The 25328-nt window shown below is 46.9% G+C and carries 24 protein-coding genes; 16 read left to right on the top strand and 8 right to left on the bottom strand.

Annotation, left to right across the window (positions count from 1 at the left end; genetic code table 11):
- Positions 1–273: 273 nt before the first annotated feature.
- Positions 274–3078, top strand: coding sequence for a collagenase (locus MHM95_RS01920; RefSeq protein ID WP_239384050.1), 2805 nt, complete (start codon positions 274–276; stop codon positions 3076–3078).
- A 53-nt stretch (positions 3079–3131) separates the two neighbouring features.
- On the opposite strand, the gene fur is transcribed toward MHM95_RS01920, so the two are convergent.
- The 5 genes from fur to MHM95_RS01895 all read right to left on the bottom strand — a co-directional run bounded on the left by fur (position 3132) and on the right by MHM95_RS01895 (position 5662).
- Positions 3132–3578, bottom strand: coding sequence for a ferric iron uptake transcriptional regulator (fur, locus tag MHM95_RS01915; protein ID WP_022946542.1), 447 nt, complete (start codon positions 3576–3578; stop codon positions 3132–3134).
- A gap of 137 nt (positions 3579–3715) precedes the next feature.
- Complete coding sequence (gene fldA, locus MHM95_RS01910) at positions 3716–4243, bottom strand: flavodoxin FldA (protein ID WP_022946543.1); 528 nt, start codon at positions 4241–4243, stop codon at positions 3716–3718.
- A 14-nt stretch (positions 4244–4257) separates the two neighbouring features.
- Positions 4258–4536 (bottom strand): LexA regulated protein, encoded by a 279-nt coding sequence (gene ybfE, locus MHM95_RS01905; protein ID WP_022946544.1) that lies wholly within the window; start codon positions 4534–4536, stop codon positions 4258–4260.
- Between the two features lie 2 nt (positions 4537–4538).
- Positions 4539–4760 (bottom strand): DUF2788 domain-containing protein, encoded by a 222-nt coding sequence (locus MHM95_RS01900; RefSeq protein WP_022946545.1) that lies wholly within the window; start codon positions 4758–4760, stop codon positions 4539–4541.
- A gap of 125 nt (positions 4761–4885) precedes the next feature.
- Entirely contained in the window at positions 4886–5662 is a 777-nt protein-coding gene (locus MHM95_RS01895) for an alpha/beta fold hydrolase (RefSeq protein WP_239384049.1), read from the bottom strand.
- A gap of 182 nt (positions 5663–5844) precedes the next feature.
- On the opposite strand from MHM95_RS01895, the gene seqA reads away from it, so the two are divergent.
- The 7 genes from seqA to MHM95_RS01860 all read left to right on the top strand — a co-directional run bounded on the left by seqA (position 5845) and on the right by MHM95_RS01860 (position 13777).
- Complete coding sequence (seqA, locus tag MHM95_RS01890; protein ID WP_053910513.1) at positions 5845–6390, top strand: replication initiation negative regulator SeqA; 546 nt, start codon at positions 5845–5847, stop codon at positions 6388–6390.
- A 10-nt stretch (positions 6391–6400) separates the two neighbouring features.
- Positions 6401–8041, top strand: a complete 1641-nt coding sequence (pgm, locus tag MHM95_RS01885) for a phosphoglucomutase (alpha-D-glucose-1,6-bisphosphate-dependent) (RefSeq protein WP_239384048.1) — start codon at positions 6401–6403, stop codon at positions 8039–8041.
- A gap of 95 nt (positions 8042–8136) precedes the next feature.
- Positions 8137–9171: a succinylglutamate desuccinylase gene (gene astE / locus MHM95_RS01880; protein ID WP_022946549.1), complete on the top strand. Its 1035-nt coding sequence runs from the start codon at positions 8137–8139 to the stop codon at positions 9169–9171.
- 291 nt (positions 9172–9462) lie between these two features.
- A complete protein-coding gene (locus MHM95_RS01875; RefSeq protein WP_022946550.1) occupies positions 9463–10680 on the top strand; it encodes a thiamine pyrophosphate-dependent dehydrogenase E1 component subunit alpha in 1218 nt (405 codons plus the stop codon).
- Positions 10680–11657 carry a transketolase C-terminal domain-containing protein gene (locus MHM95_RS01870; RefSeq protein ID WP_239384047.1) on the top strand — a complete coding sequence of 326 codons (978 nt, stop codon included), beginning with the start codon at positions 10680–10682 and terminating at the stop codon, positions 11655–11657. Before MHM95_RS01875 ends, MHM95_RS01870 begins: the two co-directional genes overlap by 1 nt.
- 10 nt (positions 11658–11667) lie before the next feature.
- Positions 11668–13245 (top strand): dihydrolipoyllysine-residue acetyltransferase, encoded by a 1578-nt coding sequence (locus MHM95_RS01865; protein ID WP_239384046.1) that lies wholly within the window; start codon positions 11668–11670, stop codon positions 13243–13245.
- A gap of 166 nt (positions 13246–13411) precedes the next feature.
- Positions 13412–13777: a DUF805 domain-containing protein gene (locus tag MHM95_RS01860; protein WP_022946553.1), complete on the top strand. Its 366-nt coding sequence runs from the start codon at positions 13412–13414 to the stop codon at positions 13775–13777.
- 42 nt (positions 13778–13819) lie between these two features.
- Here MHM95_RS01860 and MHM95_RS01855 read toward each other — a convergent pair whose 3' ends face one another.
- Positions 13820–14995, bottom strand: a complete 1176-nt coding sequence (locus tag MHM95_RS01855) for a putative manganese transporter (RefSeq protein WP_235418965.1) — start codon at positions 14993–14995, stop codon at positions 13820–13822.
- 61 nt (positions 14996–15056) lie between these two features.
- Positions 15057–16685 carry a M28 family metallopeptidase gene (locus tag MHM95_RS01850; protein WP_235418966.1) on the bottom strand — a complete coding sequence of 543 codons (1629 nt, stop codon included), beginning with the start codon at positions 16683–16685 and terminating at the stop codon, positions 15057–15059.
- A gap of 108 nt (positions 16686–16793) precedes the next feature.
- On the opposite strand from MHM95_RS01850, the gene MHM95_RS01845 reads away from it, so the two are divergent.
- From MHM95_RS01845 to MHM95_RS01810, 8 genes are all read left to right on the top strand, one after another.
- The gene (locus MHM95_RS01845; protein ID WP_239384045.1) at positions 16794–17603 is read left to right on the top strand and encodes a DUF3025 domain-containing protein; all 810 of its coding nucleotides are present in this window, start codon (positions 16794–16796) and stop codon (positions 17601–17603) included.
- Positions 17603–18394, top strand: coding sequence for an ATP-binding cassette domain-containing protein (locus tag MHM95_RS01840; protein WP_239384044.1), 792 nt, complete (start codon positions 17603–17605; stop codon positions 18392–18394). Before MHM95_RS01845 ends, MHM95_RS01840 begins: the two co-directional genes overlap by 1 nt.
- Positions 18387–19595: an ABC transporter permease gene (locus tag MHM95_RS01835; RefSeq protein ID WP_239384043.1), complete on the top strand. Its 1209-nt coding sequence runs from the start codon at positions 18387–18389 to the stop codon at positions 19593–19595. The genes MHM95_RS01840 and MHM95_RS01835 overlap by 8 nt, the downstream gene beginning before the upstream one ends.
- A gap of 100 nt (positions 19596–19695) precedes the next feature.
- Positions 19696–20970: a hypothetical protein gene (locus tag MHM95_RS01830; protein ID WP_239384042.1), complete on the top strand. Its 1275-nt coding sequence runs from the start codon at positions 19696–19698 to the stop codon at positions 20968–20970.
- 107 nt (positions 20971–21077) lie between these two features.
- Positions 21078–21842, top strand: coding sequence for a hypothetical protein (locus MHM95_RS01825; protein WP_239384041.1), 765 nt, complete (start codon positions 21078–21080; stop codon positions 21840–21842).
- 40 nt (positions 21843–21882) lie between these two features.
- The gene (locus MHM95_RS01820) at positions 21883–23022 is read left to right on the top strand and encodes a hypothetical protein (RefSeq protein WP_239384040.1); all 1140 of its coding nucleotides are present in this window, start codon (positions 21883–21885) and stop codon (positions 23020–23022) included.
- 12 nt (positions 23023–23034) lie between these two features.
- Positions 23035–23574: a tetratricopeptide repeat protein gene (locus tag MHM95_RS01815; protein ID WP_239384039.1), complete on the top strand. Its 540-nt coding sequence runs from the start codon at positions 23035–23037 to the stop codon at positions 23572–23574.
- Between the two features lie 80 nt (positions 23575–23654).
- The gene (locus tag MHM95_RS01810) at positions 23655–23840 is read left to right on the top strand and encodes a hypothetical protein (RefSeq protein WP_239384038.1); all 186 of its coding nucleotides are present in this window, start codon (positions 23655–23657) and stop codon (positions 23838–23840) included.
- Between the two features lie 78 nt (positions 23841–23918).
- On the opposite strand, the gene MHM95_RS01805 is transcribed toward MHM95_RS01810, so the two are convergent.
- Complete coding sequence (locus MHM95_RS01805; RefSeq protein WP_022946565.1) at positions 23919–25175, bottom strand: aromatic amino acid transport family protein; 1257 nt, start codon at positions 25173–25175, stop codon at positions 23919–23921.
- Positions 25176–25328 lie beyond the last annotated feature (153 nt).

Here is a 25328-nt window from a genome sequence, read left to right as displayed (position 1 = left end):
ACATGGTCGCTAGCCCTGAGTATAGTCAATATATAAAAACCGGGACGTCCATTTCCATCATTGTCATATTTTCTTCTCTTTATTGTTCCGACCCGTACGCTTGGCCTCTTGCAGCTCGGCTCGCAGCGAGCCATGGCCTAACATGTTGCTTGTAATCAAAAAAGGGAATTTGAATCTAACGATATAACCACAACGAATATAAAATATATTGTATACATTATTAACTAAATGTTAACTTTGCCACGAGTTCAATCAACCCAGAAAAGGTACATTATGAGAAAATCAGCAATTACGTCGGCACTGGTGGTTACGCTAGGCTGCGTAGCTGGCCACGTTAGTGCGCACCCGGGCACCAGTGATGGCAAGCGATTGTTTAAACCTATAAGTGCACAGCATTCATTGGCCGTTGCCCATGAGGCGGATCAGCAGAGACAACATATTGCGCCGCCAACGGCTGATAGGCAAAAGCAGCTTTCTTCAGTCCATTTAGTTAATGAGCTATCACATTCTAGCTTGATGGCAGATGCGAGTGCGCAGTGTGCCCTGCAGCAACTGGCTGACGCGTCGAGCGCCACCATCGCCGAGCAAGTGACCAGCCAGGGTGTGGATTGCGTCAACGCGCTATTTAGTGCCAGCAATGAAGTCGCTGGGCAAATTGTTACTGATGGTAAAATGTTAGCAGTTGCCGATAGGGCGCTTGTGCTTGCCAGCAATTATAACGGCCAAGGCAGTGCTGATTTGGAAGCGCTATTTTTGTTCCTGCGCGCTGGCTTCTATGTCGAGTTCTATAACGATCAGGTAAGTTTATCGCCAGCTGCAACTGAGGCGACCCAGCAAGCACTGGATGCCTTTGTTGCCAATACCCACTTTTATGCCAACAGCGACGCCCATGGCAAGACGCTTAGTGAAGTGATCATCACTATGGATAGCGCTGAATTACAACACCGCTACTTACCGCAAGTTAAACAATGGCTAATTCGTTGGGACCAAAGTTATGGTAATAGCTGGCATATGCGCTCGGCGGTAAATGGTATTTTTACCATTTTGTTCCGAGGCCAATGGAATGATGAATTCATGGCGCTGGCAAAAACCGATACCGAGCTGGCACGACTGTTAGGTGAGTTCACAGCGCAAACCTGGATGATAGGTAGTGACAGCGAATATCTGATCACCAACGCGGCAAGGGAGTTAGCGCGGTTAAAAATGCACAGCGGCGAGCCAATTGAAGATGAGGCCGATAAGCAGCTTAGCGCACTATTTGCCCGTTATAACATGGTTGGCTACGGTGATGCCCTCTGGTTAGGCGCAGCCGACATCGTCGATTACTACGGTGCCTGCGCGCAGTTTGAGGTATGTGGTTTTAAAAAACAGGTTGAGCAGCAGGTATTGGGTCAAATTCACCAGTGCAGTGACACCATTCGCATTCGTGCACAACAATTAAGTGCCAGCCAACAACAAGCAGCCTGTGAAAAAATGGCCTACGAAGAAGGGGTGTTCCACGACAAGTTAGCCACTAATAATCAACCTGTTGCCGATGATTTGAACTCCTTCTTACAGGTGAATGTGTTCAATAGCAGCGACGATTATAAAAAATATGCTGGGGTTATTTTTGGCATCGATACCAACAATGGCGGTATGTATTTAGAGGGGGATCCGAGCAACCCTGACAATCAGGCCAACTTTGTTGCTTACGAGGCCAGCTATGCTAACGCTGAACACTATGTCTGGAATTTAGAGCATGAATATGTTCACTACTTAGACGGGCGCTTTAATCTTTATGGTGACTTTAACGCCCCGACAGCTGATATAGTTTGGTGGAGTGAGGGAGTGGCTGAATATGTCTCGTTACTTGAGGACAACAGCGCTGCAATTGAGACCATAAAAGATGGCAGCACTTACCAATTAGGCGAGGTGTTTGCCACCACGTATGCCGGTTTTGACCAAGATAGAATTTATCGCTGGGGATACTTGGGGGTGCGCTTTATGTTTGAGCGTCACCGCAGCGAGTTGGCCAACATGCTGGCGAATACTCGCCAGGGCAACTGGCAAGGCTATCAAAGCCAAATGAATAGCTGGGCGGCGAGTTATGGCAATGAATTCACGACTTGGACACAAGCGCTCGCCGGTGGCGAGAACAATACCGCGCCAATGGCCCGCATTAACGCCCTCGATACCGGGGTTGTGAATCAAAGTGTGAGCTTTGATGGCAGTGCGAGCAGCGACAACGAAGGCGCTATCGCAAGCTATATCTGGGATTTTGGCGATGGCACATCAGGGCGAGGGGCTATTGCACAGCATAGCTATAATCAGCCGGGAAGTTACATCGTGACCTTGAGTGTGAGTGATGAGCAGGGCCTGAGCCACAGCATCAGTCACAGTATTACCATTGAGGCCGATAGCAGCGGCGGTATTACTGAGCTGAGCAATGGGCAAAGCGTGTCTATCAGTGGTGCACAAGATAGCGAGCAAGTGTTCCGTATCACATTGCCGCAAGGCACTTCAGCGCTTGATGTGACCCTTTCAGGAGGCAGTGGTGATGCTGACCTTTATGTTCGTGAACAGCAAGCCCCCACCACAGGCGAGTTTGACTGTCGTCCGTATATTGGTGGTAATGAGGAACAATGCCAGCTCAATCTAGGTAGCGCGACCAGTGAAGTGTATATCATGGTCAGAGGGTATAATGCGTTTGCAGATGTGAGCCTAACAGCCAGCTATCAGGCGCCTTCTCACATCGATGATATGTGCGCGCAACAAGGACCGCGTACTGATGGTCGCTTAGTGGCCGGTGAGACTATCTGCTTAGGTGCGCAGGCACCGATGTGGTTTAGTATTGAAAATGTCGCCGCAGCGCAAAGTGTGCGTATCGAAACGGCCCATGGCAGTGGCGATTTAATGCTGGAATATGCCAACCAAGGCTGGCCCAACGGCAGCAATGTTGAGGCCCGCAGCGATACATCAGGAAACGTGGAGTGTTTATCGGTGAGTGGTCAAAGCAACTACTGGGGGTATTTAAAAGTATCTGGCAACAGCGCTGGAGCGAGCTTGAAACTCAGTATTGATGAGGGCCATTGTCAGTAAACTAAAGACACAAAAAAACCTGCGTTAGCGCAGGTTTTTTTTCATATTAGCAATTAGTTATTGCTCATCTCGGCGTAGTTCTTACACGCTTCAACATCTTTGCACTCACCATATAGATAGAGTGAGTGATTAGTTAGCGTAATGCCGTTTTCTTCTGCGATTTCTACTTGACGACGTTCAATCATGTCGTCTTCAAACTCGATCACTCGACCACATTTTAAACACACTAAATGGTCGTGGTGCGTAGAGCCGGCCAATTCAAATACCGATTTGCCGCCTTCGAAGTGGTGGCGGGTGACAATGCCAGCATCATCGAACTGGTTTAAAACGCGATAAACAGTAGCCAGACCGATCTCTTCGCTGTTATCAAGCAGGATTTTGTAGACGTCCTCGGCACTGATGTGCTGGTTATCCGGAGACTGGAGGATTTCTAGGATTTTAATACGCGGTAGCGTGACCTTTAAGCCCGCTTTTTTAAGCTCTAGATTATGATCAGTCATTCAACTTGTTCTCGATTTTAGATTCTTGGTTGCACCGCTAAGGGACAGCAAGCGGTGCGTGCGACGCATAATAATGGCTAAGAATAACGTGCTTTACTATCAAGTGTAAAGCCAAGTTACCCTTAGCGTTTTTGTTCTTAGTCGGCAAGTTCTGCTAGGCACATTTCATCAAAAATCTGCTTACACCAGGTTTTCACACGCTCATCGGTCAGCTCTGGTTGACGGTCTTCATCAATGCCCAAGCCAACGAAATGCTCGTCATCAACCAGCCCTTTTGATGCTTCAAAATCATAGCCTTCGGTAGGCCAATTACCGACTACAATAGCACCACGCTCGGTGATAATGTCGTTGACCATGCCCATGGCATCAAGGAAGTACTCGGCGTAATCTTCTTGATCACCACAACCAAAGATAGCACATAGCTTGCCGTCAAAGTCGATTTCTTCTAGTTCAGGGAAAAAGTCATCCCAGTCACACTGCGCTTCGCCGTAGTACCATGTGGGGATACCAAAGAGCAGCAGGTCAAACTCTGCAATCTCTTCTTTGCTGCTTTTCGCGATGTCGTGCACGGCTACCATGTTCTTGCCGAGCTCTTTTTGGATCATTTTTGCAACGTGCTCAGTGTTACCCGTATCACTACCAAAAAATATACCTACACTTGCCATGAATAAATAACCTTTTATGTATCTATAGCCAATCGTTCTTGCAAAATGGTTTCAATCAACGCACTTCGGCTAATATTCTGCGCATCTGCCATATCATTTAATGCTTGATACAGCTCTGATGAAACTTTAAATTCGACGCGTTTCAAGCCCCGCGCTTTATCGCGCTTGAGCTGGTTACGCTTATTTACTTTCAGTTGTAACTCCCGAGGGAGCGGGTTAGTTTTTGGACGACCCGGGCGTCGCTCATACTCGAATAAATCGAGCGTGGTTCTATCTAGCTCTGACTTGGCCATGGTTAACCCACACCTGCTCCTTGCCAGAAGACTTGAATAAGCCCTTTGGCGATAAAGCCGGAACAGCCTAAAAACAACACAAGCCAGACAATATAACGACCAAATTTAGGCACATCGCCTTTTTTAAGTACGTCTTGAATTGCCATGCCGATGAAAAAAAAGATGCCAGCAAGGCCAAAATATAACCCGAGGGTATCGATCTCATTGATTAATTGGTCGACCATTGACTGCTACCTATCTGTAAAACGGCGCGCATTGTAGCACAGAAAAATCCAATAATTTAGGTGATATTGAGGCTTTTAGCCTCCGTTATACTCACCCTAAATTACGCCCATACTATTGATATGGATTAACGTGTTAAAAAATCAACGATGGATTTATTTACTGCTGCCGGTTTTTCAGCGTGTAGCCAATGTCCGGTGCCTTGAATTACTTTTGCTTTGGCATTCGGGAACAGGGTCATGATCTGTTCTTTGTGCCCAGGCAAAATATAATCTGAGTCGCCACCTTTAACGAACAGTGTATCACACAAACAAGAATCATTTACAACTGGCTGCGATAGGATATTTGCATATTGCTGTTTTAGCACTGGCAAATTAAATTGCCATTCTAGGGAGCCTTTGTCGGTTTTTTTCAAACTTTTAGCCAAAAACTGGCGTACACCCGGTGTGGCTATGTATTCACTCATTAACTCATCCGCTTGCGAACGTGAGCTAACCGATGCACTGGCAACGCCTTCAAGCGCTTGAAAAATGGCGTCATGACGGGAGTGGTAACTCACTGGAGCCACGTCAAGTACAACGAGCTTGCTGACGCGCTCGGGTGCATCTATTGCTACTTGCATAGCCACCTTGCCGCCCATGGAATGACCCACAATGTGCGCTTGTGCGATCTCCAGCTCATCCATCAGCGCAATAATGTCCTCAGCCATAGCCGGGTAGGTCATGGTCTCGCTGTGAAAAGATTGACCGTGATTGCGCACGTCCACGTTAATTACATGAAACTGCTCACTGAGGGCTCTGGCAACGACTTTTAGATTATCTAGTGAGCCAAATAAACCATGAATAACAATCACAGTGGGCGCATTTTTTGGCGCCTCAGAGCTGCTTTGATAATTTAGTAACATAAACACGTTATCATCGATGAAAGTAGGTAAATTGTGCCCACTGGGCGCGCGCAATGCAACACTTGGTCAAACACTGCTCAGTTGCTAAGGGCCTATACAGGGCACGCCCCCTAGCTTATTCAGGTAACTTGGGTATAATTCTGCAAAGCATTTGTAAACTTGGCAGTAATGACAGGAATATCATGAAAAAAATAGAAATAGACGACGAGCTATACCAATATATTGCCAGCAATACCCAAAGCATTGGCGAAAGTGCCTCTGAGATTTTGCGTCGTTTATTGAATTTGCAAAGCGCAGCGCCCGTAGCTGCGCCAGCCACTGTAGAAACCGATGTAAGCGATGAGCCCGAGCAGCAGCAAGCGCAGCCCATAGCTGAAGCTGATGATAGCCAAGCTAGCGTGTTCGACATTCTTAATAAAGAAGAATTGGCGATGCAAAAGGGCGTTGTTGGCCGCTTCTTGTTTATTCTTGCAGCGCTGCACCGCACCCATAAAACCACATTCCACCGCGTACTGAATATTAAAGGCCGTGACCGTCGATACTTTGGTAAAAGTAAAGAGGAGTTGCAGGCCAGTGGTAGCAGTCTAAACCCAAAGAATATCGATGACAGTCCTTTTTGGGTAATGACCAACTCTAATACCACCCGTAAGAAAATGATGTTGCATGAAGCGGCGTTAGAGCTGGGTTACACTAAAGAGCAAGCAGAAACTATTCGCGACTATTTATAAGGAATCAGGTATGGCCCTTCACCCCAATGCCGGAAAACTCGCCAAGCAAGCCGATCTTGTTAATGTACCTAAATTAATGAGCGCTTATTATCTCAACGAGCCTGATGTGGAGCAATTTCCAGAGCACCGGGTCGCATTTGGTACTTCCGGTCATCGTGGTTGTTCTTTTAATACGCAATTTAATGAATCTCACATTTTGGCTATTACCCAGGCTATTTGTGATTACCGCAAAAAAGAGAATATTTTCGGGCCACTGTTTTTAGGCAAAGATACGCATGCGTTGTCGGAGTCGGCGTTTAATTCTGCCATTGAGGTATTGGTTGCCAACGAAGTGCAAATCATTACCCAGCAAGACGATGGCTTTACGCCCACTCCGGTGATAAGCCATGCGGTAGTGAGCCATAATAAAGCCCACCCACATGAATTGGCTGACGGCATTGTGGTGACGCCCTCACATAATCCACCTCAAGATGGTGGTTTTAAATATAATCCACCTAATGGTGGGCCCGCTGATACCAACGCCACAAAATGGATTGAAGATAGAGCGAATCAGTTACTCATTGAAGATCTGGTGGAAGTGGAGCTTTTCCCCTTTGCTAAGGCCGTGCGCTCTGGTTTTATCAAATACGTGGACTTAATAACCCCATTTGTTGCTGATTTAGCCAATGTCGTTGATATGCACGCGATCGCCAAATCAGGGATCACCATAGGTATCGACCCCCTCGGTGGTTCGGGAATTCATTATTGGCCGCATATTGCCAAGCAATACGGATTAAACCTCACGGTTGTGAACGACGCGATAGACCCTCGTTTTGCGTTTATGCCACAAGATAAAGATGGCAAAATCCGAATGGATTGCTCATCCCCTTATGCGATGACCAATTTGGTCGCACTAAAAGACCGCTTCGATATTGGCATTGGTAACGACCCAGATTATGACCGCCACGGTATTGTTACCCCAGACGGGTTGATGAATCCCAACCACTTTCTTGCCGTCGCTATTGATTACCTATTGACTCATCGCAGCGCGTGGCCGGGCGATGTGAAAGTCGGTAAAACCCTGGTTTCCAGTGCGATGATTGATAAAGTGGTACAAAGCCACGGTAAAACTTTGTTTGAAGTCCCTGTGGGCTTTAAATGGTTTGTTGACGGTTTGCACAGCAGCGAATTGTGCTTCGGCGGTGAAGAAAGTGCCGGAGCCTCGTATCTGCGCTTAGACGGCTCGGTATGGAACACCGATAAAGACGGATTTGTTATGGGGCTACTTGCTGCTGAGATTCTCGCCGTTACTGGTAAAACGCCTTCGCAGTATTACCAGCAACTAGTGGCAAAATTTGGTGAGCCTGTTTACAAGCGCATTGACGCCCCTGCTAATAGTGAGCAAAAAGCGAAACTGAAAGCACTCAGTGCCGAGGCCATTACGGCCACGGAATTGGCCGGAGATGCGATCACAGCCAAGCTGACTCATGCACCAGGCAATGATGCTCCGATTGGTGGTCTAAAAGTAGTGACTGAAAATGGCTGGTTTGCGGCCAGACCGTCGGGCACCGAAGACATTTACAAGATTTACCTTGAGTCCTTCCAAGGTGAAGAACATTTACAACAATTAGAACAAGCAGCCAAGGCGTTGGTTGATAACGCCATTGCTTAACCCGCTCACATAAGCCAGTCGTTCGACTGGCTTTTTACTGTTTATCTTGATAACGCTGCCGATAGGCGGCGAAGCTCTCACAATAAAGGTGTACTATGTATTTACAGCGTCTGAAAGAGACCGGTGACTTCCTTAGCATAACCCGTGAAAATGAATTCAATCTGCCGCCAGAGCAGTTCACGCTTGATAATGGCACAATTGTAAAGGTCCTTGACACAGGAGTCATTGAATTCACTCCAGCGCAATACGGTGATAAGGATTTTGTTTTCTCCAGTGCCGTGCATGGCAATGAAACAGCGCCTATAGAAATTTGTGATCAACTGATCCAAGCCATTATCGCTGAACACATTACTTTAACTCACCGTGTGCTGTTCATTTTTGGTAATCCGAAATCAATTAATATTGGTCAGCGTTTTGTCGATGAAAACCTTAATCGTCTGTTCTGCGGCAAGCACAGCGAGGGTGGGGTAGATAACCCTGAGCGTCAGCGCGCGAAAAAGCTTGAGCACTATGTAGAGCAGTTCTTTACCATGGCGGGGCAAGGGCGCTATCGTGCACATTATGACCTGCATACAGCGATTCGCGACTCCAAGAACGAGAAATTTGCGGTGTATCCGTTTTTACATGGTAAACCCCATAAACGCGAACAACTACAGTTTTTGCTTAGTTGTGGTGTACAAACGGTGTTGCTAATGTCTGAACCCGCATCCACCTTCAGTTATTTTTCTTCCCGTCATTTTGATGCAGATGCGTTCACTATTGAATTAGGGAAAGTGCGTCCTTTTGGTGACAACGACATGAGCCGTTTCGCTAAAGCCAAAGCCACCCTTGAGGCATTGATCACGCAAGAAACCGTGACTTACCCTGAACTTCATGCGGATGATGTTGAGTTATTTTCGGTTTATCGCACCATTAATCGCCATCATGAAGATTTCAGCTTTACCTTTGCCGACGATGTGCCTAATTTCACTGGCTTCGCCAAAGGTGAATTATTAGGTCATGATGGTGAGCAAGAAATTCGTGCCGAGGTAGAGGGTGAGGCGATTATTTTCCCTAACGCTAAAGTCGCATTGGGGCAACGAGCTTTGCTCACAGTTGTCCCCACAAAACTCACCGATGAGTTCATCTGATCCGACCACTTTGCTCCGTAATATCCATCTATTTCAATACGTTACGGAGCGTACACGGAACTTGCCAAGGCCCCATTCTCAATGATGTGAATATTCGGCTATCATTAGTTGAATATACCTTTACGTTGACGTAAAGTGGCGGCAGCATAATTTAAACTAAGCGCGTGTAGTGGAAGATTTAGACCACTATTCACTAACTGAAAGACTAACTATTGCAAGTTAGTCTTTCAGCAAAGCAACAATAACAACATCTCAACGCTTAGCTTGGTGACAACAACAGAAGGGAAGGTTATGACTAACCCCAATAATGTTTCGTTGAATATTAATCACGAACTAGAATTTATTGATGGCCATGGCCTCGATGTGCCTACTTATCGCGTTCTTAGCGAACAAGGTAGTGTGCTTGAGGGTGCAAAAGAGCCAGAAATTGATAAGCAAACAGCGCTAAAAATATACGATACCATGCGCTTCATTCGTGCCTTAGACGAGCGTATGCAAGCAGCACAACGCCAAGGGCGTGTCAGCTTTTATATGCAGTGTTTAGGTGAGGAAGCTGCGGTAACCGCCAGTGCGGCGGCGCTTGATGATAATGATATGATCATGGCGCAGTATCGTGAGCAGGCGGCGCTACGCTACCGAGGTTTTACCCTAGAGCAGTTCATGAATCAGATGTTCTCTAACGAGCAGGACTTGGGTAAAGGCCGCCAAATGCCAATCCACTATGGCTCACGTGAGCTCAACTACATGACCATCTCGTCACCGCTGGGCACGCAAATCCCACAAGCGACTGGGTATGCTTATGGGCAGAAACTGAAGCACGTCAACAAAGACTCCGGCGAGCTCGATAGCACCATTGATAATGTCACCATTTGCTATTTTGGCGAAGGGGCGGCATCAGAGGGTGATTTTCATGCCGGGTTAAATATGGCCGCTGTACATAAAGCGCCAGTGCTATTTTTTGCTCGTAATAACGGTTATGCGATTTCCACGCCCGCCGATGAGCAGTTTGCCGGCGACGGTATTGCATCGCGTGGTGTGGGTTATGGTATTAAAGCTATCCGTGTAGATGGAGCCGATGCCTTAGCCGTTTATGCGGCGACCAAAAAGGCACGTGAAATTGCCACCGAAACAGGTGAACCTGTGCTAATTGAATCACTCGCTTACCGTTTAGGAGCGCATTCAACTTCGGATGACCCGAGCGGCTACCGCTCTAAAGATGAAGAAGCGGGCTTTCGTGAAAACTGTCCAGTCGCACGTTTTCGCAATTGGTTGCTGAGTAAAGGCTGGCTTGATGAGCAAGAAGACGAGCAAGTTAAAGAGAAAGTGCGTGAGCAAATTCTTGAAGCTTTGAAAGCGGCAGAGAAAGTGGCTAAGCCACCGTTGGAAGACCTTATTAGCGACGTGTATGACACGCCCATCCCGAGTCTTGAAAAGCAATACAATGAATTAAAGACTCATATTAAGAAGTACCCCGATGCCTATCCAACAACAGCAGGGAGATTGAAATAATGAAAATAATGAACATGCTTCATGCTATCAACTCGGCGTTGGATATCACTATGGCAGAGCACGACCATGCCTGTATTTTCGGTGAGGATGTTGGCTACTTTGGCGGTGTATTTCGGGCCACGTCCGGATTACAAGAAAAATACGGGAAACACCGGGTATTCAACACGCCGCTAACCGAACAAGGGATTGCGGGATTCGCCAATGGTTTAGCTGCGTTTGGTGCGCCAGCGATTGCTGAAATTCAATTTGCGGATTACATTTTCCCTGCCTTTGACCAAATCGTTAATGAGTCAGCGAAGTTCCGTTACCGCAGCGGTAACGAGTTTAATGTCGGTAATCTTACCATTCGTACACCTTATGGTGGTGGCATTGCCGGTGGTTTATACCACTCGCAATCACCTGAAGCGTATTTTGCGCACACCCCGGGGTTAAAGATTGTAGTACCGCGTAACCCATACCAAGCCAAAGGCTTACTGCGCGCTGCCATCAAAGATGACAACCCAGTGCTGTTCTTCGAACCAAAGCGTCTCTATCGGGCCTCTACTGGCGAAGTGCCCGAGGAAGATTACACCATTGAGCTGGGCAAAGCCGAAGTGGTGCAAGAAGGTAAAGACGTGACTGTATTGGCCTGGGGTGCACAGATGGAAATCATTGCAGCAGCGGCTGAGAAAGCTAAAGAGCAGGGGATCAGTGTGGAGCTGATAGACTTGCGCAGCATCCTTCCTTGGGACGTCGATACCGTTGCTGAGTCTGTGAAAAAGACAGGTCGACTCGTGGTGAGTCATGAAGCGCCTATTACTAACGGTTTTGGCGCCGAGATTGTGGCGACCATCCAGCAACAATGCTTCCTTTACTTGGAATCACCCATCACGCGTGTGTGTGGCTTGGATACACCGTATCCATTAGCATTAGAAAAAGAATATATTCCAGATGCGCTGAAGGTATTCGAAGCCATTAAAAACGCGGTTGAGTTTTAAGGGGATAATCATGGCAAAAGATTTTATTTTACCAGATATTGGTGAAGGCATTGTTGAATGTGAAGTGGTTGAGTGGCTTGTGGAAGTCGGTGACGAAGTCAAAGAAGATCAACCCATTTGCGATGTCATGACTGACAAAGCCCTAGTGCAAATCCCAGCGGTACATGATGGCGTAATCACTGAGCTTTATTATGCCAAAGGGGATATTGCTAAAGTGCATCAACCATTGTTTGCAATGGATGTAAACGGCGAGCAAGAAGACAGCTCCAAGGCGCAAAGCACCGAGCAAGAGCCCGAAGTAAAGCAAGCGAGTGCAACGTCTAACAGCGCGGGTACTCAGCACGAGGACTTTATCTTGCCTGATATTGGCGAGGGCATTGTCGAGTGTGAAATAGTTGAATGGCTGGTGAGTGAAGGCGATACCATTAAAGAAGACCAAGCGGTATGTGATGTGATGACCGATAAGGCGTTGGTACAAATCCCTGCTAAGTACGACGGTCAAGTGGTGAAGCTCTATTATCAAAAGGGTGATATTGCTAAGGTGCACAGCCCGCTATTCCAAATGGAAATTGCCGGTTCGGCACACGCTGAGCAACGTAGCGAGAGCACTGACTCGGCAGCGCAATCACAGCACAATGAAGCAGCGTCAGAGGCCAATACTGACACCTCTGTTGCCCAAGGAAAAGCATTAGCATCACCGGCTGTGCGTCGCCGTGCGCGTGAGCATGATATTGACATCAGCAAAGTTCCTGGCAGCGGTAAAAATGGCCGTGTATACAAAGAAGACATTGAACGCTTCTTGGCATCTGGTGACACAGCGCAAAGTGCTTCGCAGCAAGGGCCGAGCAACACTACATCGAGTAACGCCAATCAACAAAGTGGCGGCTCTCGTGTAGAGCCAATTAAAGGCATGAAAGCGGCCATGGCGAAGCAGATGTCGGCGTCGGTTTCCACTATTCCGCACTTTACATACAGTGACGAAATCGACCTTACGGACTTAATCGCATTGCGCGGCACGCTCAAAGAGCAGTATAAGCAGCAAGGCGTGAAGTTAACTATGATGCCATTTTTCATCAAGGCGCTATCACTGGCGATGCAAGAATTCCCGGTGCTAAACGCGCAAGTCAATGATGAGTGTACCGAGTTAACTTATTTCGATGACCACAATATTGGCATGGCCGTTGACTCTAAACTTGGATTGCTGGTACCGAATGTAAAACAAGTGCAGAGCAAATCGATTGTTGATGTCGCTAACGAAGTAACTCGCCTTACTGACAGTGCCCGAGAAGGGCGTGTAGCGCCAGCCGATTTGAAATCAGGGACTATCTCTATTTCTAACATCGGTGCTATTGGCGGCACGACAGCCACACCGATTATCAATAAGCCTGAAGTAGCCATTGTTGCCCTTGGTAAAGTACAGCAATTGCCGCGTTTTAACGAAGCCGGTGATGTTGAAGCGCGTGCAATAATGCAGGTCAGTTGGTCTGGGGATCACCGTGTAATTGATGGCGGCACCATCGCCCGCTTTAATAATTTATGGAAAGATTTCCTAGAGCAGCCAAGTAAAATGCTGATGGCAATGCGCTAACTGGTCCAATTAGCTGAACAAAAACTGAAAAAACTAGCTCCGGCTAGTTTTTTTTATAGCCATTTTCCTCTATTATTATCCTAACTTTTGCGCTGCAAAGGTGGCTTGCTCTGACGTACATCGCTCAGGACAAAGGAATTTCAAAATAACTAATAGGAAAATAGTGATGAACTATTATATTGAAGCGTTTCAACGCTTTGCTGATTTTAAAGGCCGTATCCGTCGTAAAGCTTACTGGATGTTCTTTTTATTCAACTTCATCTTTAGCATCGTTACTGCGGTGATTGATGGCGTTTTAGGCACGGCTTTTATCGGTTCAATCTACTCGTTAGTGCTACTTGTTCCAAGTTTAGCTGCGGGTGCTCGTCGCTTACACGATACTGGCCGTTCTGGTTGGTGGCAACTACTTTACCTTATTCCAATTATCGGTTTTATCGTAGTTATTATCTTCCTTGCGCAAGACAGCCAAGAAGGTGACAACGATTGGGGTGCAAACCCTAAAGAAGGTGATATCGAAGGCGCCACTGCCTAATCGATAACGAGATATATAGAGCCGGTTTAGTACCGGCTTTTTTTATGTCCACTGGTTTATAAAATACCAGCCATAGCCTAAAACGAGCGCCGGTATCAAGGTATAGACTGTAGCAATAAATGCGGCCTTGGGTGACAGGGCGATGGCAGGGAATAAGGCATCCCCATCATTTGAGATGGCATTGGCCAACAAGGCACTGAATGGGAGCCCACCTTGAAGGTATAGGCCAGTGACAACAATCTGCGGGCCACAACCAGGAATTAAACCAATCAGCGCAGCGATTAAGGGTGTCCATAGTGCATACTGATTAAACCACACCGCTAAATCAAGCCCTGCGAGGGTGCTGACAAGTTCAAACGTAATAAACGCAGCCACCACCCATACAGTAATAAAGTGGGTATCTTGTATAGCCTTAAGAGTTGCAGATTCTGGCTCGGGCGGACAGTCTTCACAGGCAATAGATTGGTAATTACCCTCATTTTTGGTGAGCGCCCACACCAGCATCGACGCCACCGCTAAAAAACTACCGCCATACAGCACCATGGTGTCGGCACCTTGGAATAGGGTTGCCGGCTCGATATTAAACGCCAAAACGAGGGCAACAAGTAATAGCAATGGTAATGCCCATATCCATATTTGCTTTGTCGCCATCAATAGCGGGCTTGCAGGTTTGCCTTGCAATACATCGGGGTCTGGTTTTTTATGGTGAAATTCGATATCGGCGTGGATTTTATTAACTAGCGTGCCCATTAACGTGCCCGCCACCAAGCTAATAGCAAGGACTAACAGGGCATCAAAAGGACTGGCTGCCAAGAGCAAAAAGGCAGCATCCCCCATTGTGGCGCTTAACACCGCAACAACGGCACCGAAACTGACTTGCCCCCGGGTAAATTGGGTTACGACAATAATGGCGCCACCACAGCCAGGCAACGCGCCTAAGAACGCCGCGAATAACACTTCAAATTTAGGGTAACGCTGAGAAAACTGGCCTAATTCCAGTAAAGGATAACGCTTTATCAGCAGGTAGTAGAGCAGTAGGGTAGCAGCGACAAAGACACTGACCTGAAAGAACGCATCACTGAGCGCCGTTAACGTCAGTTCGCGGGTGCTAGGTAAGGCCAACAGTAGCGCCAAACCAAGAGGGAAAAATAACCGTTTATTAATGACTTTCATCCAATTGGTTGTAAGAACACAGGGTGAGAGAGTCGATACGGGCATAATGTGTAACCTAGATCATAAACTAGGTTACACTATAGTTTAATCTAAATGATAATTAAACCTATTTAGATCTTTGGAATTCCGCGTCTGCATACCACTGCGGCCATTCGCTTTGCTGTGAGATGTCATAGCCCACTTTATAGAACAGCTGCAAATCCTGTACTGCACCGGATAAATCCCATTCATCGCGGTAGCGATCGCAAGGCTGGTGATAACAGCCGCGCAACACTAGGCCCATACGTTTACGGTACTTAGCCGTTTGCGCATCTGCAGGCTCACTGCCACCCCCGGCGTACATCGCTGGCACACCCATGTTGGCAAAGGCAAAGTGATCAGAGCGATAATACCCACCTGAGCTTGGTTTAGGGTCACCAGACACACTACGCTGCTGCATTTTAGCGGCTTCGCTTAGCATATCATCAAGTTCAGACTTACCCATGCCCACAACGCTGATGTCTTTAACCTTACCGAGCAGGTTCAAGCTGTCCATATTGATATTGGCAACAGTTTTATCGATATCGATAACCGGGTTAGCAGCGTAGTATTTTGCCCCTAACAGACCTTGCTCTTCAGCAGTAACGGCTAAAAACGTCATTGAACGGTCTGGGTTTTTGGGCAATGTGGCAAAGGCTTCAGCGACTTCAATCATACCGCCAGTACCGGTGGCATTATCATGTGCGCCATTATAAATTTGGTCGCCCTTACGATTCTTATCGGTTCCTAAGTGATCCCAGTGCGCGGAGTAGATAACGTGCTCATCAGGTTTCGTGCTGCCCGGTAGCGTGGCGATAAAGTTATAGGAAATCGATTTTTTGATTTCGCTGTTTACTTCAACGCTGGCAGTTAAATCGCCCATATCAACATGGTAAGCACCTTCGCTTGCGCGTTGCTTAGCTTGGTCAAAATCCAGACCGGCTTTTGCGAATAGCTCTTTGGCTACATCCACAGTCACCCAGCCTTCAACCGCTACGCGGTCCATATTGTTGTTATCTTTTTGGAAGCCAAACTGGGGGCCGCTCCACGAGTTTTCGACCACTGACCACGGGTAGGACGCAGGTGCGGTTTCGTGGACAATAATGGCACCAGCAGCGCCTTGGCGGCTTGCTTCTTCGTATTTATATGTCCAGCGGCCATAGTAGGTCATGGCATCGCCGGTGAACAACTCCGGATCCTTGGTGGCAAACCCCGGATCGTTGACCAGCATCACCACGGTCTTGCCTTTTACATCAAGGCCTTCATAGTCGTTCCAGCCATATTCTGGGGCATTCACACCATAGCCAACAAACACTAGCTCAGAATCATTGATGGCCTCTTTAGCGCTAATACGGCTAGTCCCCATGACCATGTCTTTTTTATATTGGTAGTCTTTACCACCAATATTGAGGGTCATGTTGGGGTCGGCTTCAATTGATACCAGCGGCACTTCTTGTAAGAAGCTATCACCATTGCCGGGTTTAAAGCCTAAGGCCGTAAATTGCTCGGTGAGATAAGCCAGCGTAAGCTCTTCGCCTTTGGTTGACGGGGCACGTCCGCCAAACTCATCGGAAGCCAGTGTTTTAACGTGCTGCGCGAGTTGTTCAGCGTTGATGCTGTTCCAGCCCGCCATAACGTCTTGTTCAGTAATTTGTGTGCTTGCACAGCCAGCAAGGATGCCGCCGGCAAGTAAAGTCAGTGGGAAATAGCGTTTCATATTTATTCATTTCATTGCTATAAGACGACAGCCAGTATAAGGATAGCGATGAAATTACACCAGTTTTTGCGCTAAACTAGGCAAAATTTACGGTTAAAATAAGCAGTAATGAAACGTTTTACCCCCTATCCACAGTGGCGCACTAATTGTTTACAAGGTGGTGCATTCGCCCACCTCAACGCCCTGTTTGCTTTAGAGCAATATCGCGACTGGCCGAGTTTAAGTGAGTTAAACCAACATCAATTGGTGAACGCCCAAGGTTTGGCCATAGAATTTATAGCCAATAGCGAGTTTGAACTGGATGGGCGCTATTATGAGCAGTTCATTTATGAAACTGGCAAAGTCCCCACGCGCAGCGAAAACTGGCATGATCTGTTTGGTGCCTATATATGGCGGCTATTTCCTAAAACCAAGGCCTTACTCAATCGCTTACATATTGAGGAAATGGCCCTGCAAACCTGCTCTAAGCGCAGTAAAACCCGTAATGCACTGACCTTATTTGATGAATGTGCCGTGGTATTAGCGGTGAGTGACCCCAGTTGGATAACCGCCTTTCGCCAACACCAGTGGCAGGAGGTATTTGTAGAGCGCAAAGAGCGGTGGCAACATAGCATTCGTGCCTATACCTTTGGCCACGCTAATTATGAAATGCTGACACAGCCGTTTATTGGCTTAACGGGGAAAGCGTTATTTATCGACGTTGACGCTGATATATTTTGTAAAGATTTAAGTGCCCAATACCGCTACCTCGATGCGCGCCTATATGAGATGATAGCCGAGCAAAATGTGTTGGCTGATAACTCGCAGCTATCCCCGCTTCCCTTGCTCGGGGTGCCGGGATGGTATGACGATAATGTCGACCCAAATTTTTATGCCAATACGGACTACTTTCGACCAAAACGAAGGAACACAAAATAATGATAAGAGTGAATGGGCTACAGAAAAAGTTCAAACTCACCAAAGACCATAAGAAAAACGTCAAAGAGTCGCAGCAAGATCCACGTGAAGACAAAGACTTTTTCCATTCGGTTCGCGATGTCAGCTTTCATTGCAATCAAGGTGAAGTACTGGGATTACTTGGGCCTAATGGCGCCGGTAAAACCACCACGCTACGAATGCTATCAACCGCATTAAAACCCGACTCAGGAAGCATTGAAGTCAATGGCGTGGACGCAGTTAAAAAGCCCTTAGCGGGGCGCAAAGCCATTGGTTTTCTCTCGGGGTCAACAGGCTTATATGGGCGCTTAACAGCGAAAGAAAATGTTGAGTACTTCGCCAAACTCCATGGTCTGAGAGGTTCGGCGCTCGCTGAGCGTTGTGATGAGCTATTTACCTTATTGGATATGCACAGCTTTTTGGATAAACGAGCCGATAACCTGTCTACTGGAATGAAGCAAAAAACCAATATCGCCAGAGCCGTGGTACATAAGCCCGATGTGGTGATATTGGATGAGCCCACCACAGGCTTAGATATTATGACCACGCAAACGGTGATTAACTTTATTAAAGGCCTTAAAGAGCAGGGCACACCCGTGATTTTCTCGACCCATCATCTCGATGAGGTTGCGTTATTGTGTGACCGTGTCAGTGTCATTGACTTAGGGGTCACTTGCTTTGACGGCACCTTAGCGCAGTTTAGCGAGCAAGGGCGCGCGACAGCCCTGAACGACGCGTTTATGAATATTCTTGAGGATCATCGCCATGTATGAAGTATTTTTAAAGGAAATAAAAGAGTTGTTACGCGATAGAAAAACGCTGATGTTCGTGGTTGCGCTGCCGCTGCTTATTTTTCCGATAATTTTTGCGCTTATTGGCTTTTTAGCATCGCAGGCCGCGCTTGAGGCTAAGCAGGAAGTGCACACATATGCCATCGTTAATGCCCAATATGCCGAGCCTTTCGCGAAAGAAGTCTTTTTTCATAAAAGCTTTAAAGAGCTTGAACAAAAGCATTCATACCAGAGCATTGAAGACTTAAAAGCGGCGGTGGAAGCCGGGACCATCGATGTCGGTATTTACATTCCACAGGATGCACAAGGTGCGCTGGATAACGGTGAGCAAAGCACCTGGCAAGTTATATTTAATGATGCGCAAGCCATCAACTTCTTATTTACCAACTTGAAAGAAGTGGCGGACAAATACGCGCAGCAACTACAAAGTGCCAAGCTTATTGAGCTTGGGGTCAGTGAAGATGCCCAGGCGGCGTTGCTACAGCCCATTGAGCTTGAGAAGGTCAATACCGCCGATCAGCGTGAGAATCTCGGTGAAAAAATCGGTGCCTATATCCCTTATCTGCTGCTACCCTTAGTGCTGACCGGCGCCATGTATCCAGCCATTGACTTAGGGGCCGGTGAAAAAGAACGCGGTACTCTGGAAACCCTGTTATTGACGCCTCTATCACGTACTCAAGTGGTGCTCGGTAAATTCTTAACGGTATTTTGCAGTGGCATTACCAGTGCCATGGTCACGGTGCTCAGTTTTGGCTTATGGATCACCCTAGCTGGGCAATTTATTGAGCTTGATATGCTTAAAGAAGCCTTTGGTACGGTAATGGTGACCGACTTATTATTGATTTTGTTGCTATTAATTCCGGTTGCCGCGATTTTTGGCTCTTTAGCGCTGACCATTTCTATTTATGCTCGCAGCTTTAAAGAAGCACAAAACTACATGTCGCCGCTGTCATTTTTAGTGTTCATCCCTATCATTGTCGCCATCATGCCGAATATGGAATTGACCGCTAAAACAGCGCTGATCCCTATCACTAATATTTGCCTGGCTATCAAAGAGATCATTAAAGGCACAGTTGATTTGGGCTTAGTGGGACTTATCTTTGCAGCCACCGTGGTGCTTGCCGGGGCGTTACTGGCATTTTGTACCTACTGGTTTAATAAAGAGGATGTGTTGTTTCGCTAAATTAGGTAATTTAGTTAATTAATTGTTACCCGATGTAATATCTATATAAGACGTTCCTTCTATACTCAGCACTACGCTAAATGGTATAGAAGGAACCGTCATGAATCTTACCCAACCGCTCATCTTGGCGACTAGCATCGCGCTGGTGCTTAGTGGCTGTAACAATGCGACCCCAGTGGCTGATGAAATCCAAAGCGGTGATCCGCTGTTTTGCAAGGCCAGTCAGAAATGGGTTACCAACCCCAGCAACCCACCGGCAGAAATACCGGGGGATGGTGAGAACCTATGCCAGTTTTATCAATTTTCTTGGCAGTGGTTTATCAATCTAATGGCAGCGCCACAATCGACACGCAATTTCCTTGATTCCGGCCAATATCCCGTGTTTTTGGGGACTGAACAAAACTCCTGTGCAACAAACACCGTTGCGTCAAAGCTCTTTATTCGCACGCAGAAAGACAGCCACACTAGCAGCAGTGATTTCACTTTGCCTAGCGGCACCAACCAGGCGCTCAACGACGCAGTTATTTATGACCAACAAGGTAACGTCGTTCTCTACGAGGCTCGCTTTAATAAAGGCATGTGTAATGTTGCATCAACCTCGACAACGCTGCCTGCTGGCACGACGGAGATAAAGTCGTCTTGGCGCAAGATCAGCGAACAAGAGAAAAGCGACTATGTGTGGATCCAATCTGATACTAACGCCAACGGCAAGCTTGAGAGCGACGAGATTTACGGTATGGTGGGTTTTCATTTAGTAAAAAGTACGGCGCTGCACCCAGAGTTTATTTGGGCTACGTTCGAGCACCGTAGCAACGCCCCCGACTGTCAAACTAAGCCACAAACGTCGCAAGGGTGGAGTTTTGCCAGTAGCCAATGCGCAAGCTCCCTACCTAACCCGAAAGCGGGCTGTGACTTCAATAAAACAGCGGATATCTCCGGCAGCACCCCCTTAACTGGCACGCCAACAGAAATTTGCCAAGTCTACGCACAAGGTACACGTGAAGGGGATAATCAAGCGACAAAAAATCGCGCTAATATCACTACCATTAATAAGCAGTTACAAAGCAGCTTTGCCGCCTTGCCTAATAGCAGTGAGCTCCAGGTACTCAGCCAGTACAAGTTAGTTGGGGCATTGTGGGTCAGTGATACCAGTCAATCCAGCAGCCTTGAGAATCAACGAGGCTCTATTCAACTTGCTAATACCACCATGGAGACCAATGCTCAGCAAGGGTTCGATGAATTGAGTTACAGTGGTAACAGTAACCTGCAACCCGCAGCTAATTGTTTTGCTTGTCACGGCTATAGCGGACCGCAAAGTAATGCGCAAGTTAGTCATATCTTCACCCATATTCACGGTAGCGGCGAAGGAAAATAGGTAAAGGGCTTTTTCAGCCATGCGCCCTTAGCGGCGCTTTACTTGGCAGCCTAGTTTGCTAATATCGTCCATTATTCAAAGGATTGTTTTATCAATGGACGATAATCATGCGCTTATTATTGGTCTGGCTGGCGATGGTAGCCAGCTCTGCTTCGGCCCAGTCACTTACCCTCGTTTATCAAGTAGACAACCGCCACACCAGTGAGCGCGGTGAAGCGGTGTTACATATATCCAATTCGGCCATTGCCAACCACTACCGCTTGCCCGATATGCAGTTATCGCAAATCACCCGGGAAGGCGAGGGCCAGTATGTGCTTATTCATAGCCACAAGCAGATCTTGTTTCGCGACTTTCAGCCTTTTTATGAAAATGCCAGTAGGCAACTTAAAGCTATGGCAGAGAGAATGGGCAAGAGTGAGCAGCAGTTATGGAAGATGATGCTCGACCCTAGCAACGACCCCAGTGCGGCTACTTTCTCTCAAATAAACACACAACAATACCAAGGAGTGCGTGATGAGGTTGTGGTATATCGTGTGCAGACTGAGCAATCGCGACTTAGTGCCTCCGAGCTTGAGTGGCTCAAAAATCGTTTAGAGCAGCAGATGAGAATTCCCCAGTCAGGACTTGGATTAATGGCCGACAACGTCGATGAGTTACTGCGTTTATTTACCTATGATCATGATGCGCTTCCAAGTCGCATTGAGGATCTTGATAGCGGCTATGTATTGACACTACAAAAGCACAAATGGGGGGCCGTAGAGCCGTCGGCCTTTTCTTTGCCCACAGGGTATCTTAAAAAAGACATCACTGAACAAACTCTCAACCTCATGGAATACCTGCAAAATTTAAACGAGCAGAAAAGCTTAAACTAAATCAAACCAAATCAAAGCTCGGTCATAAAAAGGAATAAAAATGAGCCAAGGATTACAGATAAAATCGTTGCGGGAGTGGATAGCGACCATTTTAGCTGGCTTCTTTTCACTGTTAGTCGTCCTAGCTATTGTTAGCGGTGATATTGAGTCTGTTGTTATAAACACGCTGTTTGTATTGTTGCTTGCGGCTTATCAGCGGCGCTTTATACTCGATAACGACGCTCTGCTAATTCGCAGCCAACTAAAGTTGTTTGGCATCGGGATGATAACCTTTAGCGTAAAGCGTATTGCGCTGTCATCGCTCAATGAGCTTGTGCTTACGTGTGGGCGCGCTAAGAATGAATTAATGCTTACCTTTTCATCTGAGCATAGCACTCAAGTCGAGCGCTTCGACTTTAGAGGCCAAGGTGAACTGATCAAGCGCTTACTTTCGGACTCAGGCATTGATTACACCCTACGTAGTAAGGGGACAGCGAGTAAAAAGGGGCACAAAGCCTGTGCAGCCAGCAAAGACACTGTGGCTGATATTTTCTATCGCCATACCTCTCCTGGCGAGATACTCTCAAGCCATAGCGTGTCGCGCTTTGCGATGCCACTGCCAAACAGTCAACGTAAGGCTGTATATATTGCGGTCGCTTTTGGTTTGCTAATAACTATAGGCGTTGTGAGCTCATCCCAAAACTGGATTGCTGGGTGTGTTCTTTTAGCGCTGACCTACCTGAGTTATTGGCTGGTTCGAGCCCATTTATGTAATCAGTATTACTTTATCGCCCAATCACCTCAAAGCGATATTGTGGTTGACGAGCAGTATTTACAGCTCCCGGCACTGCTGTTTGCAGATAAAAAAGCGCGTAAGGTAGCAAAGGAGCACGTCCGCTCGATAGAGGCAAGATGGAATTATTACGTAGTAGATAGCTATTCCATTGGCTGGTCTCGACGCAAAATTAAACGCCCACACGTGGTGTCATTAACCTTTATCACCGACGAAGGCCCGACTATCGCGGTGAGCAATATGGCCATTAATGGTCAAGCGCTGTTATTAGCGCTTACCCATAAGAACTATCCGGTATCGCTTGAGCGCTCAACAAAACAGGCACTGCCGATGCTGTTTCATATACGTATTGCCGTTTTATTGGGCGTTGTTGGCATTATCATCTCATCGATGATTCGTTTTCTATAAATAAGGATTGTTATGAAAAAACTAACGTTAATAGTCTTGCTGGGGGTTATCAGTAGCACCGCATCTTATGCTCAACAAGTGAAAACTGATAACTCACTGAAAGCCACTTTGTTTGGCAAAGACGATAGTAATCTTGATATCCAACTGGAGAAAGCTAAACAGGGGGATGCACAAGCTATGGCTCGCTCTGGTTGGCTTTTTGCTCTAGGGTTAAAGCCAAATTATGATAAGTCGCACTATTGGCTCAATAAAGCTATCGAAAACGGAAACACAACCGCGTTCTATTTTTATGCAAAATTATATGAAGAGGGAAAGTTTGGCGACAAGAATCCTGAAAAGGCGTTCGATTATTATCAGCAGGGTGCTGACAATGGCAATTTAACCGCTATGTACTATGTATATGAAGCCTATCGAGATGGCAAAGGTGTTGCCGTGGATGAGCAAAAAGCCGAGGAAGTGCTCAATGAGTGTGCCAAGGCCGGTGGAGAGCTTTGTTCTGGATGGAAAGAGTTTAAAGACAACCTCAAACGTTCCAGAAAACAATCAAACTAAGCAGGGGCTGCCAATTTAGCGCTGTTCGCTCAGTTTCAATGTGCATAAAGTGCATAGGGATAAAAGAAGGAAAGACACACATGAAAGGACAAGGATTAGGGCTGTTAGTGGGGACTGTGGGGATCTCATTACTGTCATTTGCTGCGGTGAAGCTATTTTTATTTGTTGAACCCCCTGGGTTTATCAATATTGGAATGATGGCCGTGGGCAGTTTACTGTGTTTATCGAGTCTCTTTCTCGTTACGCGTAAACCCCTAAACCTTTAAGCGTTCCGCTTTCCAGATACAGGTATAAAAGGTTTACAGGGAGTCAGCGGCAGCCGTCATGGTTGCCGCTGCAAACAACTAACCTATCAAGTTATACAGAAGCGCAGAGACGGCTAGTACACCTACAAGTAACACAAAGTACGTACTGAGCTTGCCTTTGTAACGTGCAAGGGAAGGGACTTTGTACACTGCAATCATCGGCATAATAAATAAGATCATCGCGATGATTGGACCTGAAATCGCCCCCATCATATCCAAAATACTGGGGTTATAGATGGCGCAAATCCAAATCGCCACAAACATCAAGGCAACACCTAGCTTATCCGCCCCCTGATAACTTAACTTCGAATGCTTAACCGCTAAGCCATTAAAGCTCTCCCGTGCTCCCAAGAAGTGACCAAAAAACGACGAGGTGATGGCAATAAAGGCCACCAAGGGGCCAACATAGGCCAAAAGAGGGTTGTCATAGGTATTAGCAAGATAAGAGAGCACGGAAATATTGGCTTCCTTTGCGGCTTCAAGCTGTTCAGCACTAAGCGCAAAAACACATGAAAATACAAAAAGAAGTACAAAACTTATCAGCATAATTGCAGTGTACTTGAGGATTTTGTCAGACTTTACACGTGCACTTTGGCCATAATGACGACGCTGTGCATTGGCAAAGCTGGAGATCGCCGCAGCATGACTAAAAGAAAATACGATAACAGGCACGGCCAGCCATAAGTTCTCAATAAACTGCGGCGCTTGGGCGATATCTGTACTGGGGACCTGCCAGTGTGGAATTAAATACAGAGATAAACCAAACAGTACCGCAACTAAAGGGTAAACCAGGATGGCAAAGGCGCGCAGCATTAGCTTTTCGCCTCCGAGCATCACGGCCACCATGGCTGCGACCAATACGCCGGACAGTAGCGCACGAGGTGGCTGTGCAAAGCCCAGTTGATGCACGATAAAGTCATTCACGGTATTGGTTAGGCCGACTCCGTAAATAAGTAAAATAGGGAAGATAGATAGAAAATATAGCAGTGAGATTAATCTGCCAGCGCCAGCACCGAAGTGTTCTTGCACCACATCAGTGAAGTCACTGTCGTCGTGTTTAGACGATAACACAAAGCGTGCTAAGCCTCGGTGCGCGAGGTAGGTCATTGGGAATGCGGCACAGGCCATAATGATGAGGGGCCAAAAGCCGCCAAGGCCGACATTAATGGGTAAGAATAAAATACCTGCACCGACTGCGGTGCCAAATAAACTTAATACCCAATGGGTATCGTGGCGAGACCACGCCGGTGCTGTGGTGGTGCCTTCACCGCCGAGCACATGTTGAGAGGAACTCATAGATACTACCTTTGAACTGCATAAAAACGTGGCAATCATACAGAATTTGGCAAGGTAATTCATACTTATGCCAAAAATTGTTATAGCAATCCAACTTTGGTCGTACTAATTAGAATAACTAGCTAAGTGATGTTCTTTTTTTAGCCAAAGAGT

This window comes from Pseudoalteromonas sp. CnMc7-15, from assembly GCF_022347925.1.
GTDB lineage: Bacteria > Pseudomonadota > Gammaproteobacteria > Enterobacterales > Alteromonadaceae > Pseudoalteromonas > Pseudoalteromonas ruthenica.
This window is presented reverse-complemented; position numbering and strand designations above follow the sequence as displayed.